The organism is Streptomyces sp. ISL-1 (assembly GCF_018614585.1).
GTDB lineage: Bacteria > Actinomycetota > Actinomycetes > Streptomycetales > Streptomycetaceae > Streptomyces > Streptomyces maoxianensis.
Window position 1 is genome coordinate 19,434 of the sequence record NZ_JAGGOI010000013.1, and the last position, 17,383, is coordinate 36,816.

The 17,383-nt window shown below is 70.1% G+C and carries 15 protein-coding genes; 1 reads left to right on the forward strand and 14 read right to left on the reverse strand.

Annotation, left to right across the window (positions count from 1 at the left end; all coding sequences use genetic code 11):
* Positions 1-47: 47 nt before the first annotated feature.
* From J7E87_RS11115 to pyrR, 14 genes are all read right to left on the reverse strand, one after another.
* The gene (locus J7E87_RS11115) at positions 48-2,192 is read right to left on the reverse strand and encodes a primosomal protein N' (RefSeq protein WP_215092597.1); all 2,145 of its coding nucleotides are present in this window, start codon (positions 2,190-2,192) and stop codon (positions 48-50) included.
* Positions 2,193-2,280: 88 nt separating this feature from the next.
* Positions 2,281-3,489: a methionine adenosyltransferase gene (gene metK, locus J7E87_RS11120; protein WP_215092599.1), complete on the reverse strand. Its 1,209-nt coding sequence runs from the start codon at positions 3,487-3,489 to the stop codon at positions 2,281-2,283.
* Between the two features lie 242 nt (positions 3,490-3,731).
* The gene (gene coaBC, locus J7E87_RS11125) at positions 3,732-4,934 is read right to left on the reverse strand and encodes a bifunctional phosphopantothenoylcysteine decarboxylase/phosphopantothenate--cysteine ligase CoaBC (protein WP_215092600.1); all 1,203 of its coding nucleotides are present in this window, start codon (positions 4,932-4,934) and stop codon (positions 3,732-3,734) included.
* A 122-nt stretch (positions 4,935-5,056) separates the two neighbouring features.
* Positions 5,057-5,329 carry a DNA-directed RNA polymerase subunit omega gene (rpoZ, locus tag J7E87_RS11130; protein WP_003977348.1) on the reverse strand — a complete coding sequence of 91 codons (273 nt, stop codon included), beginning with the start codon at positions 5,327-5,329 and terminating at the stop codon, positions 5,057-5,059.
* 43 nt (positions 5,330-5,372) lie between these two features.
* Complete coding sequence (gene gmk, locus J7E87_RS11135) at positions 5,373-5,936, reverse strand: guanylate kinase (protein ID WP_215092602.1); 564 nt, start codon at positions 5,934-5,936, stop codon at positions 5,373-5,375.
* 38 nt (positions 5,937-5,974) lie between these two features.
* The gene (locus J7E87_RS11140; RefSeq protein ID WP_005319887.1) at positions 5,975-6,298 is read right to left on the reverse strand and encodes an integration host factor; all 324 of its coding nucleotides are present in this window, start codon (positions 6,296-6,298) and stop codon (positions 5,975-5,977) included.
* Between the two features lie 284 nt (positions 6,299-6,582).
* Positions 6,583-7,422 (reverse strand): orotidine-5'-phosphate decarboxylase, encoded by an 840-nt coding sequence (gene pyrF / locus J7E87_RS11145; RefSeq protein ID WP_215092604.1) that lies wholly within the window; start codon positions 7,420-7,422, stop codon positions 6,583-6,585.
* The gene (locus J7E87_RS11150) at positions 7,419-8,528 is read right to left on the reverse strand and encodes a quinone-dependent dihydroorotate dehydrogenase (protein ID WP_215092605.1); all 1,110 of its coding nucleotides are present in this window, start codon (positions 8,526-8,528) and stop codon (positions 7,419-7,421) included. Before J7E87_RS11150 ends, pyrF begins: the two co-directional genes overlap by 4 nt.
* Before the next feature lie 55 nt (positions 8,529-8,583).
* Positions 8,584-11,892 (reverse strand): carbamoyl-phosphate synthase large subunit, encoded by a 3,309-nt coding sequence (gene carB, locus J7E87_RS11155; protein ID WP_215092607.1) that lies wholly within the window; start codon positions 11,890-11,892, stop codon positions 8,584-8,586.
* Positions 11,885-13,036 (reverse strand): glutamine-hydrolyzing carbamoyl-phosphate synthase small subunit, encoded by a 1,152-nt coding sequence (carA, locus tag J7E87_RS11160; protein ID WP_215092609.1) that lies wholly within the window; start codon positions 13,034-13,036, stop codon positions 11,885-11,887. The genes carB and carA overlap by 8 nt, the downstream gene beginning before the upstream one ends.
* The gene (locus J7E87_RS11165) at positions 13,033-13,605 is read right to left on the reverse strand and encodes a hypothetical protein (protein ID WP_215092611.1); all 573 of its coding nucleotides are present in this window, start codon (positions 13,603-13,605) and stop codon (positions 13,033-13,035) included. Before J7E87_RS11165 ends, carA begins: the two co-directional genes overlap by 4 nt.
* A complete protein-coding gene (locus J7E87_RS11170; protein WP_215092613.1) occupies positions 13,602-14,888 on the reverse strand; it encodes a dihydroorotase in 1,287 nt (428 codons plus the stop codon). The genes J7E87_RS11165 and J7E87_RS11170 overlap by 4 nt, the downstream gene beginning before the upstream one ends.
* A gap of 2 nt (positions 14,889-14,890) precedes the next feature.
* Positions 14,891-15,877 (reverse strand): aspartate carbamoyltransferase catalytic subunit, encoded by a 987-nt coding sequence (locus J7E87_RS11175; protein ID WP_215092615.1) that lies wholly within the window; start codon positions 15,875-15,877, stop codon positions 14,891-14,893.
* Between the two features lie 138 nt (positions 15,878-16,015).
* On the reverse strand, positions 16,016-16,633 hold the full coding sequence (gene pyrR, locus J7E87_RS11180) for a bifunctional pyr operon transcriptional regulator/uracil phosphoribosyltransferase PyrR (RefSeq protein WP_215092617.1): 618 nt from the start codon (positions 16,631-16,633) through the stop codon (positions 16,016-16,018).
* 234 nt (positions 16,634-16,867) lie between these two features.
* Between pyrR and bldD the strand changes: the two genes are divergently transcribed.
* A complete protein-coding gene (bldD, locus tag J7E87_RS11185) occupies positions 16,868-17,368 on the forward strand; it encodes a transcriptional regulator BldD (RefSeq protein ID WP_215092619.1) in 501 nt (166 codons plus the stop codon).
* Positions 17,369-17,383 lie beyond the last annotated feature (15 nt).

Here is a 17,383-nt window from a genome sequence, read left to right on the forward strand (position 1 = left end):
CCGACGGGTGGGGGCAGCCGTTTGCCCGAGGTCCTGTCCTGGCCCGGTCAGCCGATGTCCGGCGGGTCGACCCTGATCCGTACGGGCTCCGTGCCCCCGCGGGCCAGCCGCGCCGCCTGTGCCGACTTCAGCGCGGCCGCCAGCGCCGCCCCGCTGCCCGGCGGCACCCTCAGCAGAACTCGCTCCCACACCTCGCCCGCCGGGGGATCACCCGGCCGCCGTGGCCTGCCCGGATCGCTGACCGGCAGCGGTACCGGGCCCAACAGCTCAGCGTCACCCGGCAAATCGGCAGCCGCGACAAACTCGGCGATCGCCTCAGCACGGCCCGTCACCGACGCCATCCGGGAAACCGGCGGGAACCCCAGGTGCGCCCGCTCGCCCAGCTCGCGCTGCGCGTGCCCGACCGGGTCCCAGCGCACCAGCGCCTGGACCGGCCGCAGTGTCGGCTCGGCGACGATCACCACGGTGCCGCCCTCGCTCTGGCCGCGCACCAGCGATGCGGCGTCCATCCAGCGCCGCAGCGCGTCCTCGCCCGCCCGCAGGTCTGCCCGCCCCAGCATCGCCCAGCCGTCGAGCAGCAGCGCCGCCGCGTATCCACCCTCGGCGACGGGCTCCGCGCCCGGCGTGCTCACCACCAGCGCCGGCCGCCCCGGCACGGTGTCCAGCACATGGTCGCGGCCCGATGTGCGCACCTGCACCGCGGGGAAGGCCCGGCCGAGCTCCTCCGCCGTCCGCCGCGCGCCCACTATCTGGGCGCGCAGTTTCGCACTCCCACACGCGACGCAGTGCCAGTCCACCGCACCGCGCCCGCACCATCCACAGGTCAGATCCCGCTCGTCGGGCGCCTCCAGCGGCCCGGAACAGTGCCGGCACCGCGCGGGCGTGCGGCACCGCTCGCACGCGAGCCTGGGCACATAGCCCCGCCTGGGAACCTGGACCAGCACCGGTCCGCTCTTCAGCCCGTCGCGGACGGTCTGCCAGGCCAGACTCGGCAGCCGCGCAGCCCGCGCCGCCCCGTCACGGGCCAGCTCCCCGTCCCCGACCGTGCGCACCAGGGGCGCCGCGCCGCGTACCAGCTCACGGTCGGCGATCAGCGGCAGGGCCCAGCCGCTCTCCACCAGCTGGGCCGCCTCCACCGTGCAGCTCGTGCTCCCCAGCAGGAAGCCGCACTTGTCGTGGGTGGCCCGCAGCTCGAGGACCTCGCGCACATGCGGGAACGGTGCGTTCTCATCACTGTGGCTGGAGTCGCCGTCGTCCCAGACGGCGACCAGCCCGAGATCCTGTACGGGAGCGAACATCGCAGCCCTGGTCCCGACGACGGCCCGTACCGACCCGCGCCGCACGGCAAGCCATTGCCGGTACCGCTTCTCGGGCCCGGACTCGGCGGTCAGCACCGCATGCCGGCCCTCCCCCAGCAGCGCGGTGAGCGCGGCGTCGACCCGCGCCGCACGCCGCCCGTCGGGCACGACGACCAGCGCGCCCCGCCCCGAGGCGAGCGTCGCCACGACGGCCCGCGCCAGCTCGTCCGGCCACTGCTGTCCGGGCAGCGCGGTCCACACGGCCCGCGGCGCACCGCCGCCCCCGAGCGCCTCCACAAACGCCGCTCCGCGCCCGTACCGACTCCAGCTCCCGGCGTCCGGTGCGGCGGGCGGCGGCAGCGGCTCCGGAGAGGGCTTCGACTCGGCCCGCCCGTTCCTGGGCGGGATGGCGAGCTGCAGCACATCCGCCAGGCTGCCCGCATACCGGTCGGCGACCGCGCGGGCGAGGGCCAGCATCTGAGGGCTGAGCACCGGCTCGGGCGAGACGACATAGGCGAGCGCGGCGAGCGCTCCCCCGTAGTCCGTGTCGGCACGCCGCTCGATGAGAAACCCGTCGATCAGCCCGCCCCCTTCGCGCCGCCCCTCCCGCACCCGATGCGCCCCGGCCCCGAACCTCACCCGCACCCGCACCCCGGGCTGCGCGTCCGCGTCCAGCTCCTCGGGCACGGCATAGTCGAAGTACTGGTCGAGATGGAGCACGCCCTTGTTGACCATCACCCGTGCGACGGGCAGCTCCCTGGCGAGCGCGGCCCCTCGCCAGGTCCGCGGCTTGGCCTTGGGGACCTTGGCCTTGCGGACGGTCTCCCGGATGAGGGCAAGCTGCTCCGGCCCACCGGCGGCGGGCTCCTCGGGCTGCTTGTCGTCGCTGCTCACAGCCAAATTCCTACCAGACGCCACTGACAGCCGAACGGCCCCGGACCTTGTCGGTCCGGGGCCGTCGTGCGCGTGCGGTGCTTGGTGCTTACAGACCCGCAGCCTTGCGCAGTGCTTCCACGCGGTCCGTGCGCTCCCACGTGAAGTCCGGCAGCTCGCGGCCGAAATGGCCGTACGCCGCCGTCTGCGCGTAGATCGGGCGCAGCAGGTCCAGGTCGCGGATGATCGCGGCCGGACGGAGGTCGAAGACCTCTCCGATGGCCTGCTCGATCTTTTCCCCGTCGACGGTGGCGGTGCCGAAGGTCTCGACGAAGAGGCCGACCGGCTCGGCCTTGCCGATCGCGTAGGCGACCTGAACCTCGCAGCGTGCCGCGAGGCCGGCGGCGACGACGTTCTTCGCGACCCAGCGCATCGCGTACGCCGCGGAGCGGTCCACCTTGGACGGGTCCTTGCCGGAGAAGGCGCCGCCGCCGTGACGGGCCATGCCGCCGTAGGTGTCGATGATGATCTTGCGGCCGGTGAGGCCGGCGTCGCCCATCGGGCCGCCGATCTCGAACCGTCCGGTCGGGTTGACCAGCAGGCGGTAGCCGTCGGTGTCCAGCTTGATGCCGTCTTCCACCAGCTGCTTCAGCACGTGCTCGACGACGAACTCGCGGATGTCGGGAGCGAGCAGCGAGTCCAGGTCGATGTCCGAGGCGTGCTGCGAGGAGACCACGACGGTGTCGAGGCGGACGGCCTTGTCGCCGTCGTACTCAATGGTGACCTGGGTCTTGCCGTCGGGGCGCAGGTAGGGGATGGTCCCGTTCTTGCGGACCTCGGAGAGGCGGCGGGAGAGCCGGTGCGCCAGGTGGATCGGCAGCGGCATCAGCTCGGGCGTCTCATCGGTGGCGTAGCCGAACATCAGGCCCTGGTCGCCGGCGCCCTGCTTGTCGAGCTCGTCCTCGTCACCCTCGACGCGCTGCTCGTACGCGGTGTCGACGCCCTGCGCGATGTCCGGCGACTGCGCGCCGATGGAGACCGAGACGCCGCAGGAAGCGCCGTCGAAGCCCTTCTTCGACGAGTCGTAGCCGATCTCGAGGATCTTGTTGCGAACGATCGTGGGGATGTCCGCGTACGCCTTGGTGGTCACCTCGCCGGCGACGTGCACCAGACCGGTGGTGATCAAGGTCTCCACGGCGACCCGGGAGGTCGGGTCCTCCCGCAGAAGGGCGTCGAGGATCGTGTCGCTGATCTGGTCAGCGATCTTGTCGGGGTGACCCTCGGTCACAGACTCCGAGGTGAACAGACGACGGGACACAATGCTCCCTGGGGTTGCAGCGGCTGCTGGCTGATCATTGGCGGACCGGCCGGGGGCTGCGCCTCGAGACGGTCCATGAGCAGTTTATCCGTCACCCTCCGCCGCCGGTCCACCTGTCTCGCTCCGTGGGAGCTCTGCGACCGGCACTCCGGCCCGGGACAGCAGGGCGATAGACCCCGATCCTAGGGTGATACGTCGGATTTCACGTGATTTAGTCCACTCGTCGCGGCGAAACCAAGAATTCACCCAAGCCGCGGGACGACCAGATCCCAGACGGTGTCGGCGAGGGATTCCTTCGGTCCGTACGGCACCGGAGTCTCGCAGCCGTCCGCAGCGAGCACCACCGCTTCGTTCTCCTCGGAGCCGAACGTCTTGCGCTCCCCCACCTCGTTCACGACGAGAAGGTCACAGCCCTTGCGGCGCAGCTTCTCGCGGCCGTTGGCGAGTACGTCGTCCGTCTCGGCGGCGAAGCCCACGACCACCTGGGCGGGGCGGGCGCGTCCGGTGGAGATCTCGGCGAGGATGTCGGGGTTACGGACCAGCTCGACGGGGGCGGGCTCCTTGCCGTCCTTCTTCTTGATCTTCCCCGTGGCGTACGCGGCGGGGCGGAAGTCCGCGACGGCCGCGGCCATCACCACCGCATCGGCCTCCGCGGCGGCCTCGAGCACGGCCTCGCGCAGCTGTACCGCCGTGCCGACGTGGACGACGTCGACGCCCGCCGGGTCCGGCAGCCCGGTGTTGGCCTCGATGAGGGTGACGCGGGCGCCACGGGCGGCGGCGGTGCGGGCCAGGGCGTACCCCTGCTTGCCCGAGGAGCGGTTCCCCAGGTAGCGCACGGGGTCCAGCGGCTCACGCGTGCCGCCCGCGCTGACGACCACATGGCGGCCCGCGAGGTCCGGGGCGGCCACGCCGCGGGCGAGTACCCGGCGGCAGACCTCGAAGATCTCGTCCGGCTCTGGCAGCCGCCCCTTGCCGGTGTCGACGCCGGTGAGGCGGCCGACGGCGGGCTCGATAACGAGGGCCCCGCGGCGGCGCAGGGTGGCGACGTTCTCCTGGGTGGCGGGGTGCTCCCACATCTCGGTGTGCATCGCGGGCGCGAAGACCACCGGGCAGCGGGCGGTGAGCAGTGTGTTGGTCAGCAGGTCGTCGGCGAGGCCGTGGGCCGCCTTGGCGAGCATGTCGGCGGTGGCCGGCGCGACGACGACCAGGTCGGCGCCCTGCCCGATCCGTACGTGCGGAACCTCGTGGACGTCGGACCAGACCTCGGTCGAGACGGCGTGTCCGGAGAGCGCCGACCAGGTCGCGGCGCCCACGAAGTGCAGCGCGGACTCGGTGGGCACGACGCGTACGTCATGGCCCGACTCCGTCAGCCTCCGCAGCAGCTCGCACGCCTTGTATGCGGCGATGCCCCCACTGACCCCCAGAACGACCCTCGGCTTGTCCACGCTTGCGTCTCCCCGTATTCGGATGCGTACTTCCCCCATGACACACCACAGGCCCGGCGGTAGCGCCGCCGGGCCTGTGGTGAAGAACGTAAAACGTAAGACAACGCTGAGAACGTAAGACGCTACTGAGCCGGGCCCTCGATGGCCTCGGAGGTCAGCAGACCCGCGTTGATCTCCCGCAGGGCGATCGAGAGCGGCTTCTCGTGGACGTGGGTGTCCACAAGCGGGCCGACGTACTCGAGCAGACCCTCACCGAGCTGCGAGTAGTACGCGTTGATCTGACGCGCGCGCTTGGCCGCGTAGATCACGAGGCTGTACTTCGAGTCAGTCGCCTCGAGCAGCTCGTCGATCGGCGGGTTGATGATGCCCTCGGGCGCAGAAATGGAAGAGGACACGCTCTAGCCTTCCGAAGAAACTTCAGGGAAAAACAGAAAAAGATCAAACAACTTGCATCAAGGCTAGCAGCTCACGTGCTACATCCTCGACGGAGGTGTTGACCAGGGTCGTATCGAACTCCGACTCGGCCGCCAGTTCCACCTTGGCCGCCTGAAGCCGGCGCTCGATGACCTCGGCCGATTCGGTGCCGCGGCCGGTGAGGCGGCGCACCAGCTCCTCCCAGCCCGGCGGGGCCAGGAAGACCAGCAGCGCCTCCGGCATCGATTCCTTGATCTGCCGGGCTCCCTGGAGGTCGATCTCCAGCAGTACGGGCTCGCCCGCCTCCAGGTGATCGAGGACCGCGCGGCGCGGTGTGCCGTAGCGGTGGCACGCGAACTCAGCCCATTCCAGCAGCTCGCCGTTGGCGATCAGCTTGTCGAATTCCTCGTCGGAGACGAAGAAATACTCAACGCCGTGGCGTTCGCCGGGGCGCGGCTTTCTTGTGGTGGCCGACACCGAGAGCCATACCTCGGGGTGAACCTTGCGCATATGCGCGACGACCGTGCTCTTGCCGACCCCGGAGGGGCCGGAGAGCACGGTCAGCCGCGGACCTACCTCTGCTGCCATGCAGCGATTATCCAGGTTCTCGGGAGTGCCCGAGAACGTCAGGCGGCACCGCCGCCGAACTCGCGCTCGAGAGACGCGATCTGGTTGGAGCCGAGACCGCGCACGCGACGGCTCTCGGAGATGCCGAGCCGTTCCATGATCTGCTTGGCGCGGACCTTGCCCACGCCCGGCAGGGACTCAAGGAGAGCGGAGACCTTCATCTTGCCGATGACGTCGTTCTCCTGGCCCTGCTTGATGACCTCGTGGAGCGAGGCGCCGGAGTGCTTGAGTCGATTTTTGACCTCGGCCCGCTCCCGGCGAGCCGCGGCGGCCTTTTCGAGCGCGGCTGCGCGCTGTTCAGGGGTAAGGGGCGGAAGAGCCACGCCTACGTCACCTCGGATGTCGAACTGTCGGATACGGACCGGTGAGGAACCTATCGCCCCACACCAGGCGAGCAACGTGCAACGCCGTGCACGTTCGCTCTTCGACGGAGACTAGCGGCCACGGCCGCTCCAGTCAGCGAGAACAGACGAAAAGTCCTGGTCAGCATCGACCGACCAGGACATTTCTGACATATAGACCAGGTTTTTCGGCCAAGTTTCTGCCAATGCGGCCGCTACGGAGGATTTCGAGGCCGCTTGACGACGCCCTGGCTCCCCCAGAGGCGCTAGATCCCCGCGACCGCCGACCGCACCTCTTGCGCGAAACGCGCCGCCGACTCCCGCAGCGCCGCCACGTCCGGACCGTGCCGCAGCACCCCGCGGCTCACGCTGGGCACGACATTGCCGACCGCCGAGCCGAAGACACCGGGAAGGTCCGCCGGGGTAGCGCCCTGCGCACCGATGCCCGGGGCCAGGAGCGGCCCGTTGATGTCGAGGTTCACACCCGCGTCGCCCAGCGTCGCGCCGACCACCGCGCCGACCGAGCCGAGCGGCTCGGCGCCGGCGTTCTCAGCCGCCATGTGGTCGAGCATCAGCTGGGCCAGGGAGCGGCCGTCCGCGGTCGTGGAGCGCTGGACCTCCGCACCCTCCGGGTTGGAGGTGAGGGCCAGTACGAAGACACCCGCACCCGAGACGGCGGCCGCGTCCAGCGCCGGGCGCAGCGAGCCGAAGCCGAGATACGGAGAGAGGGTCACCGCGTCCGAGAAGAGCGGCGAGTCCTTGTCGAGGTAGGTCGCGGCGTACGCGCCCATCGTCGAGCCGATGTCGCCGCGTTTGGCGTCCATCAGCACCAGCGCACCCGCCGCACGCGCTTCTTCGACCGCCTTTTCCAGCACGGCGATGCCGCGCGAGCCGAAGCGCTCGAAGAACGCCGACTGCGGCTTGAGCACGGCGACCCGGTCGGCCAGCGCCTCCACGGCCGTACGCGTGAAGCGCTCCAGGCCGCCGATGTCGTCGTTCAGGCCCCACGCGGTCAGCAGGGAGCCGTGCGGGTCGATGCCGACGCAGAGCGGGCCGCGGGTGTCCATGGCGTGGCGCAGGCGTGCGCCGAACGGTTCGGGGGTCACTTTGCTGCCTTCCGGGTCTCGGCGCCGACCGCGTCGGCGAGGGTGGCGTACGGGGATGCCTCGAGCCGGGCGGCCAGGCCCTTGTGGATGGCGCGGGCATAGAAGGGGCCCTCGTAGATGAAGGCGCTGTAGCCCTGGACCAGCGTGGCGCCCGCCAGGATGCGCTGCCAGGCGTCCTCGGCGTTCTCGATGCCCCCGACGCCAACGAGCGTGATCCGGTCGCCCACGCGCGCGTACAGGCGGCTCAGCACCTCCAGGGAGCGCGCCTTGAGCGGCGCTCCGGACAGGCCGCCGGTCTCCTTGATCAGCGACGGGTCGGACTTCAGGCCGAGGCCTTCACGCGCGATGGTCGTGTTCGTGGCGATGATGCCGTCCAGGCTCAGCTCGAGGGCCAGGTCCGCGACCGCGTCCACGTCCTCGTCCGCGAGGTCCGGCGCGATCTTGACCAGGAGGGGGACGCGGCGGTCCTCGACGCCGCGGTCGGCCGCCTCGCGTACGGCCGTCAGCAGCGGGCGCAGCGACTCGGTCGCCTGGAGGTTGCGCAGACCGGGCGTGTTCGGCGACGAGACGTTGACCACGAGGTAGTCGGCGTGGCGCGCCAGGCGCTCGGTCGACGTCACGTAGTCGGCCACCGCCTCCGCCTCGGGCACGACCTTCGTCTTGCCGATGTTGACGCCCACGACGGTCTTGAAGACCGCCTCGCGGGAGGCCAGCCGCTCGGCGACGGCCGCCGAGCCGTCGTTGTTGAAGCCCATGCGGTTGATCAGCGCACGGTCCGGCACGAGCCGGAACAGCCGTTTCGTGGGGTTGCCCGGCTGCGGCTGTGCCGTGACCGTGCCGATCTCGATGTGGTCGAAGCCGAGCATCGACATGCCGTCGATGGCGACGGCGTTCTTGTCGAAGCCGGCGGCGAGGCCGAACGGACCGTGCATGCGCAGACCGAGTGCCTCGGTGCGCAGCGACTCGTACCGGGGCGCGAGCACGGCCGCGACGAAGGTACGCAAGCCGGGGAGGCGGGCGGCACCGCGGATCCAGCGGAACGCCAGGTAGTGCGCCTGCTCCGGGTCCATCCGCTTGAAGACGAGGTTGAAGAAGAGCTTGTACATGGTGGAGTCCTCGCAAAGAGGGGGACACCGTTTCCGGTGTCCCCCTCCCCGATTGCTAGTCGCGGGCCGCGGTCAGGTGTTCCGCGTGGTCCTGGAGTGAACGCACGCCCACGTCTCCGCGGTTGAGCGCGTCGATGCCCTGGACAGCGGCGGCGAGGGCCTGGACCGTGGTCAGGCACGGCACGGAGCGCGCCACCGCCGCCGTACGGATGTCGTAGCCGTCGAGCCTGCCGCCGGTGCCGTAGGGGGTGTTGACGATGAGGTCGACATCGCCGTCGTGGATGAGCTGGACGATGGTCCGCTCGCCGTTCGGGCCGGCGCCCTCGCTCTGCTTGCGCACGACGGTGGCGTTTATGCCGTTGCGCTTGAGCACCTCGGCCGTGCCGGACGTGGCGAGCAGCTCGAAGCCGTGCGCGACCAGTTCACGGGCCGGGAAGATCATCGAGCGCTTGTCGCGGTTGGCGACGGAGATGAAGGCGCGGCCCTTGGTGGGCAGCGGACCGTACGCGCCCGCCTGGGACTTGGCGTACGCCGTGCCGAACACCGTGTCGATGCCCATGACTTCACCGGTGGAGCGCATCTCGGGGCCGAGGACGGTGTCGACGCCGCGGCCGTGGATGTCGCGGAAGCGCGACCACGGCATCACGGCCTCCTTGACGGAGATCGGCGCGTCCATCGGGAGCGTCCCGCCGTCGCCGTTGGCGGGCAGCAGGCCCTCCGCGCGCAGCTCGGCGATGGTCGAGCCGAGCGAGATGCGGGCGGCGGCCTTCGCCAGCGGCACGGCGGTCGCCTTCGATGTGAAGGGGACGGTGCGCGAGGCACGCGGGTTGGCCTCGAGGACGTAGAGGATGTCCCCGGCCATCGCGAACTGGATGTTGATCAGTCCGCGCACCCCGACGCCGCGCGCGATGGCCTCGGTCGAAGCCCGCAGCCGCTTGATGTCGAAGCCGCCGAGCGTGATCGGGGGCAGTGCGCAGGCCGAGTCGCCGGAGTGGATGCCGGCCTCCTCGATGTGCTCCATCACGCCGCCGAGGTAGAGCTCGGTGCCGTCGTAGAGCGCGTCGACGTCGATCTCGATCGCGTCGTCGAGGAAACGGTCGACCAGCACCGGACGGGTGGGGCTGATCTCGGTGGACTCGGCGATGTACGACTCGAGGCGGGCCTCGTCGTACACGATCTCCATGCCGCGCCCGCCCAGCACGTACGACGGGCGTACGAGGACGGGGTAGCCGATCTCGTCGGCGATGGCCTTGGCCCCGGCGAAGGTGGTCGCGGTGCCGTGCTTGGGGGCCGGGAGTCCGGCCTCGGCGAGCACCTGGCCGAAGGCGCCGCGGTCCTCGGCGGAGTGGATGGCCTCGGGGGAGGTGCCGACGATCGGCACGCCGTTGTCCTTGAGTGCCTGCGCGAGGCCCAGCGGGGTCTGGCCGCCGAGCTGGACGATGACGCCCGCGATGGGGCCGGCCTTGGACTCGGCGTGGACGATCTCCAGGACGTCCTCCAGGGTGAGCGGCTCGAAGTAGAGCCGGTCGGAGGTGTCGTAGTCGGTGGAGACGGTCTCGGGGTTGCAGTTGACCATGATCGTCTCGTAGCCCGCGTCGCTCAGCGCGAAGGAGGCGTGGACGCAGGAGTAGTCGAACTCGATGCCCTGGCCGATGCGGTTGGGACCCGAGCCGAGGATGATCACGGCGGGCTTCTCGCGCGGCGCGACCTCGCTCTCCTCGTCGTAGGAGGAGTAGAAGTACGGGGTCTTCGCGGCGAATTCGGCGGCGCAAGTGTCGACCGTCTTGTAGACCGGGCGAATGCCCAGCGCGTGCCGGACCTCGCGTACGACGTCCTCGCGCAGCCCGCGGATCTCGGCGATCTGGACATCGGAGAAGCCGTGCCGCTTTGCTTCGGCGAGCAGCTCGGGGTCCAGCTTCTCGGCGGCGGCGAGCTCGTCGGCGTACTCCTTGATCAGGAAGAGCTGGTCGACGAACCAGGGGTCGATCTTCGTCGCTTCGAAGACCTCTTCGGGCGTGGCGCCCGCCCGGATGGCCTCCATGACGGTGTTGATCCGGCCGTCGGTGGGGACCTTCGAGGCCAGCAGCAGCGCGCCCTTGTCGCCGGGATCGCCGGTGAAGGAGAACTGCGAGCCCTTCTTCTCCAGCGAGCGCAGGGCCTTGTTCAGCGCCTCGGTGAAGTTCCGGCCGATCGCCATGGCCTCGCCGACCGACTTCATGGTGGTGGTGAGGGTGGCGTCGGCGGAGGGGAACTTCTCGAAAGCGAAGCGCGGCACCTTGACGACGACGTAGTCGAGCGTGGGCTCGAAGGACGCCGGGGTCTTCTCGGTGATGTCGTTGGGGATCTCGTCGAGGGTGTAGCCGACGGCGAGACGGGCGGCGATCTTGGCGATCGGGAAGCCGGTGGCCTTCGATGCCAGCGCCGAGGAGCGCGACACCCGCGGGTTCATCTCGATAACGATGATCCGGCCGTCGTCGGGGTTGACGGCGAACTGGATGTTGCAGCCGCCGGTGTCCACGCCGACCTCGCGGATGATCGCGATACCGACGTCGCGCAGCCGCTGGTACTCACGGTCCGTCAGCGTCATCGCGGGCGCGACGGTGATCGAGTCGCCGGTGTGCACGCCCATGGGGTCGAAGTTCTCGATGGAGCAGACGACCACGACGTTGTCGTTCTTGTCGCGCATCAGCTCGAGCTCGTACTCCTTCCAGCCGAGGATGGACTCCTCCAGGAGCACCTCGGTGGTCGGCGAGAGCGTGAGGCCCTGTCCCGCGATACGGCGCAGCTCGTCCTCGTTGTGGGCGAAGCCGGAACCGGCGCCGCCCATGGTGAAGGAGGGGCGGACGACGACCGGGTAGCCGCCGAGCTCGTCCACGCCCGCCAGGATGTCGTCCATGGAGTGGCAGATGACCGAGCGTGCGGACTCGCCGTGCCCGATCTTGGCCTTGACGGCCTCGACGACGCCCTTGAACAGCTCTCGGTCCTCGCCCTTGTTGATCGCCTCGACATTGGCGCCGATGAGTTCGACGCCGTACTTCTCCAGCACACCCTGCTCGTGCATGGAGATCGCGGTGTTGAGCGCGGTCTGGCCGCCGAGGGTGGGCAGCAGCGCGTCGGGGCGCTCCTTGGCGATGATCTTCTCGACGAACTCCGGGGTGATCGGCTCGACGTACGTGGCGTCGGCGATCTCCGGGTCGGTCATGATCGTCGCGGGGTTGGAGTTCACCAGGATGACGCGCAGACCCTCGGCTTTGAGGACGCGGCAGGCCTGGGTGCCGGAGTAGTCGAACTCGGCAGCCTGGCCGATGACGATCGGGCCGGAGCCGATGACCAGGACGGACTGGATATCGGAGCGCTTAGGCACGCTGGCCCTCCATCAGGGATACGAAACGGTCGAAGAGGTACGCGGCGTCGTGCGGGCCCGCGGCCGCCTCGGGGTGGTACTGGACGCTGAAGGCCGGCTGGTCGAGCAGTTTCAGGCCCTCCACCACGTTGTCGTTGAGGCAGACGTGGGAGACCTCGGCGCGGCCGTAGGGGGTCTTCGACACCTTGTCGAGCGGCGCGTCGACGGCGAACCCGTGGTTGTGCGCAGTGATCTCGACCTTGCCGGTGGCGCGGTCCTGCACGGGCTGGTTGATACCGCGGTGGCCGTACTTCAGCTTGTACGTGCCGAAGCCGAGCGAGCGGCCCAGCAGCTGGTTGCCGAAGCAGATGCCGAAGAGCGGCGTCCTGCGTTCCAGTACGGCCTTGACCACGGTCAGGTCGGCGGTCGCGGGGTCGCCGGGACCGTTGGAGAGGAACACGCCGTCGGGGTTCACGGCGTACACGTCCTCGACCGTGGCGGTGGCGGGCAGGACGTGCACCTCGATGCCGCGCTCGGCCAGCCGGTGCGGGGTCATGCCCTTGATGCCGAGGTCTATGGCGGCGACGGTGAAGCGCTTGGTGCCGATCGCCGGGACGACGTATGCCTCGGTGGTCGCCACCTGGGCGGAGAGGTTCGCGCCCTTCATCTGCGGGGCTCCCTGCACCCGCGCGAGCAGCGTGGCCTCGTCGGCGAGCGCCTCGCCGGAGAAGATGCCGACGCGCATCGCGCCGCGCTCACGCAGATGGCGGGTGAGCGCACGGGTGTCGATGCCGCTGATGCCCACGACGCCCTGGGCGACGAGCTCGTCGCCCAGGGAGCGCCGCGAGCGCCAGTTGGAGGGCACCCGAGCGGGGTCGCGGACGACATAGCCGGCGACCCAGATCCGCCTGGACTCGGCGTCCTCGTCGTTGACGCCGGTGTTGCCGATGTGCGGGGCTGTCATCACGACGACCTGGCGGTGGTACGAGGGGTCGGTGAGCGTCTCCTGGTAACCGGTCATGCCGGTGTTGAACACCGCCTCACCGAAGGTCTCCCCCACGGCCCCGTAGGCGCGACCGCGGAAGGTGCGGCCGTCCTCCAGGACGAGTACGGCGGGAGACGCCCCTTGCCTCGTCGAGGCGTACCCCGGATTGGAGGTCGTCATCGTGCGGTGCCTTCCGTCGTGCCGTTCACAGTGCTCTTGGTGTTGATCGCCTCGACCCAGGCGGCGTGCTCGGCCGCGTGGTCGGAGCGGAAGCCGGAGTCGATCAGCCTGTCGCCGTGCGCCCAGGTGACGACCAGCAGCCCGTTCTCGGCGAGGACCTTGCCCGCGATGCCCTTGTCCAGCCTGGCCTCGCGCAGGGCCGCCGTCGGCACGAGGAAGTCCCGCGCCCCGGGGCGTACGACCTCCAGTCCCGCGTCCGTGAGCCTGAGCTCGGCCCGGCTGCGTACACCGAGGCCGTGGGCCACGATCCGGTCCAGCCACTGCCCCGCGGTCGTGGAGCCGTGGTAGCGGCCGGTCAGCTCAAGTGTCGCCTCGCCCGGCGCCTCGGGCACGGCGGGCAGCTCGGGCAGGTCGGACTGGAGACTGCCGCGCCACTTCCATCCCTGGCGCATCAGCCAGTAGACGAACGCGATGAAGAGCAGCAGTCCGACGACCCAGGCGATGCGTCCGGCCCAGTTGGTCACCTCCGCCGACTTCTCCCCGGCGGCCAGGATGATGAGAGTTGTCACGCGAGCTTCCCGTCGACGACCGTGGCACGGCCCCGCAGGAAGGTGTGGGTCACTCGTCCCGGCAGCTCACGGCCCTGGTAGGGGGTGTTGCGGCTGCGGGAGGCGAAGCCCGCGGGGTCCACGAGTCCACGGTATGCCGGATCGACGAGCGTGAGGTTCGCGGGCTCACCTGCCGAGACGGGGCGGCCGTGGCCGTCCAGACGGCCGATCTGCGCCGGGCGGAAGGACATCCGGTCGGCGACCGCGGCCCAGTCGAGCAGCCCGGTGTCGACCATCGTCTGCTGGACGACGGAGAGCGCGGTCTCCAGGCCCACCATGCCCATGGCGGCCGCGGCCCACTCGCAGTCCTTGTCCTCGTGCGGGTGCGGGGCGTGGTCGGTGGCGACGCAGTCGATGGTGCCGTCGGCGAGAGCCTCGCGCAGGGCCAGAACGTCGGCCTCGGTGCGCAGCGGCGGGTTCACCTTGTAGACGGGGTTGTACGTACGTACCAGGTCGTCCGTGAGCAGCAGGTGGTGCGGGGTGACCTCGGCGGTGACGTTCCAGCCCTTGGACTTGGCCCAGCGGACGATCTCGACCGAGCCCGCGGTGGAGAGGTGGCAGATGTGGACGCGGGAGCCCACGTGGGCGGCGAGGAGGACATCGCGGGCGATGATCGACTCCTCGGCGACCGCCGGCCAGCCTCCGAGGCCGAGCTCGGCGGAGACGATGCCCTCGTTCATCTGGGCGCCCTCGGTGAGGCGGGGCTCCTGGGCGTGCTGGGCGACGACGCCGTCGAACGCCTTCACATACTCCAGGGCGCGGCGCATGATCACTGCGTCGTCGACGCACTTGCCGTCGTCGGAGAAGACCTTCACACCGGCGGCGGAGTCGTGCATGGCGCCGAGCTCGGCGAGCTTCTTGCCCTCCAGGCCCACAGTGACGGCGCCGATGGGCTGCACGTCGCAGTAGCCGGACTCCTTGCCGAGGCGGTAGACCTGCTCGACGACGCCGGCCGTGTCGGCGACCGGGAAGGTGTTTGCCATCGCGTGTACGGCGGTGAAGCCGCCGACAGCGGCCGCCCTGGTGCCGGTGAGGACGGTCTCTGAGTCCTCGCGACCGGGCTCGCGCAGGTGGGTGTGCAGGTCCACGAGACCGGGCAGCAGGATCTGTCCTGCGGCCTCGACCACCGTCGCGTCCCCGGCTTCGAGGTCCGTGCCGACCTCGGCGATGGTCTCGCCGTCGATCAGGACGTCCCGCGTCTCGCCGCCCAGCACCTTCGCGCCGCGAATAAGGATCTTGCTCATGGTTACTTGTTCTCCTCGGTGCGCGCGTTGGTGGGGCTGACGGCGGACTCGTTGCCGCCCAGAAGCAGATACAGGACGGCCATGCGGGTCGAGACGCCGTTGGCGACCTGCTCGACGGCCGTGCAGCGGTCGGAGTCGGCGACCTCGGCGGTGATCTCCATGCCGCGGTTCATCGGGCCGGGGTGCATGACGATGGCGTGCTCCGGCATCCGGGCCATGCGGTCGCCGTCAAGGCCGTAGCGGCGGGAGTACTCACGCTCGGTCGGGAAGAAGGCGGCGTTCATCCGCTCGCGCTGGACGCGCAGCATCATCACCGCGTCGGATTTCGGCAGCACCGCGTCGAGGTCGTACGACACTTCGCACGGCCAGTTCTCGACGCCGATCGGAACCAGGGTCGGCGGGGCGACCAGGGTGACCTGGGCGCCGAGGGTGTGCAGCAGCAGGACGTTGGAGCGGGCCACCCGGCTGTGCAGGATGTCGCCGACGATCGTGATCCGGCGGCCGTCCAGGCCACGCCCTGTGCCGGCGTCCGCGCCGACCAGGCGGCGGCGCATGGTGAAGGCGTCGAGCAGTGCCTGCGTGGGGTGCTCGTGCGTGCCGTCGCCGGCGTTGACGACTGCGCCGTCGATCCAGCCGGAGGTGGCGAGCCGGTAGGGGGCTCCGGACGCGCCGTGCCGGATGACGACGGCGTCCGCGCCCATCGCCTCCAGGGTCAGCGCGGTGTCCTTGAGCGACTCGCCCTTGGAGACCGAGGACCCCTTGGCGGAGAAGTTGATGACGTCGGCGGAGAGCCGCTTGGCGGCGGCTTCGAAGGAGATCCGGGTCCGTGTCGAGTCCTCGAAGAAGAGGTTGACCACGGTGCGGCCGCGCAGGGTCGGCAGTTTCTTGATCGGCCGGTCGGCGACCCGGGCCATCTCCTCGGCGGTGTCGAGGATCAGAACGGCGTCGTCGCGGGTGAGGTCGGCGGCCGAGATGAGGTGGCGCTTCATCTGGGTGTGCTCCGTTGTCTGGAGGTCGTGGGTCCGGGCCTGCGGGGAGCCGCTCGGGATGCGGCCCGGACAAGCACAGCGGCATGCGGGCGCGCAGGTGGCACGTCCGTACGGGATTCGGGGGCGTACGGAGAGGTGCTACTGCTCGCCGGCCGGGGCGGTCTCGCTCCCCCGGCCTTCGGCCGACGGGTCCCCGCTCTCGCGTCGCTCGCCGAGAAGCACCGAGTCGCGGCCGTCCTCCTCGGCGAGCAGGACCCTGACCGTCTCCCGCAGCGACGTGGGGAGGTTCTTGCCGACGTAGTCGGCGCGGATCGGGAGTTCGCGGTGGCCTCGGTCCACCAGGACGGCGAGCTGCACGGCGCGCGGCCTGCCGATGTCGCCGAGCGCGTCGAGGGCGGCGCGGATGGTGCGACCGGAGAAGAGCACGTCGTCGACGAGTACGACCAGCCGGCCGTCCACGCCGTCACCGGGGATCTCGGTGCGGGCCAGCGTGCGGGGAGGCCGCAGGCGCAGGTCGTCGCGGTACATGGTGATGTCGAGCGAGCCGACCGGGATCTTGCGGCCGGTGATCTCTTCGAGCTTGTCGGCCAGCCGGCGGGCGAGGAACACACCGCGGGTCGGAATGCCGAGAAGCACCACGTCGTCGGCGCCCTTGGCGCGTTCGACGATCTCGTGGGCGATGCGGGTCAGAACCCGCGCGATGTCGGGGGCCTCGAGAACGGGGCGTGCCGAATCGGAATTGTTCTTGGTGTCCATATGAAAACGGACCTCCTTCTCCGCCTCACGGGACGGATCTTAAAGGACGTCTAAATTGCGCCACCCACGTTATCAGGGCCTTGCGGGGCCCGGTCGCGGGCCCCCGGTCCCGCCGCAGGCGGATACCGGTCGGACCTTTTCGGCTTGACGCATCCAAGTAACGCTGCGTAACCTCACAGTGAGTTACCAGCCGCGCGGCGGAGCCGCACGTTGTCACAGCGTCCGGGGAGCTATATGTCCAGCGAATACGCAAAACAGCTCGGGGCCAAGCTCCGCGCCATCCGCACCCAGCAGGGGCTTTCCCTCCACGGCGTGGAAGAGAAGTCCCAGGGCCGCTGGAAGGCCGTTGTAGTCGGTTCGTACGAGCGTGGCGACCGCGCGGTGACCGTGCAGCGCCTCGCCGAGCTGGCGGACTTCTACGGCGTCCCGGTGCAGGAACTGCTTCCTGGCACCACGCCGGGCGGGGCCGCCGAGCCGCCGCCGAAGCTCGTCCTGGATCTGGAGCGGCTTGCCCATGTGCCGCAGGAGAAGGCGGGCCCGCTGCAGCGCTACGCCGCCACGATCCAGTCCCAGCGCGGCGACTACAACGGCAAGGTGCTGTCGATCCGCCAGGACGACCTGCGCACCCTGGCCGTCATCTACGACCAGTCGCCCTCGGTTCTGACCGAGCAGCTCATCAGCTGGGGCGTGCTGGACGCGGAGGCGCGGCGCGCGGTGGGCCACGAAGAGGGCTGACGCCACTTCAGGAGA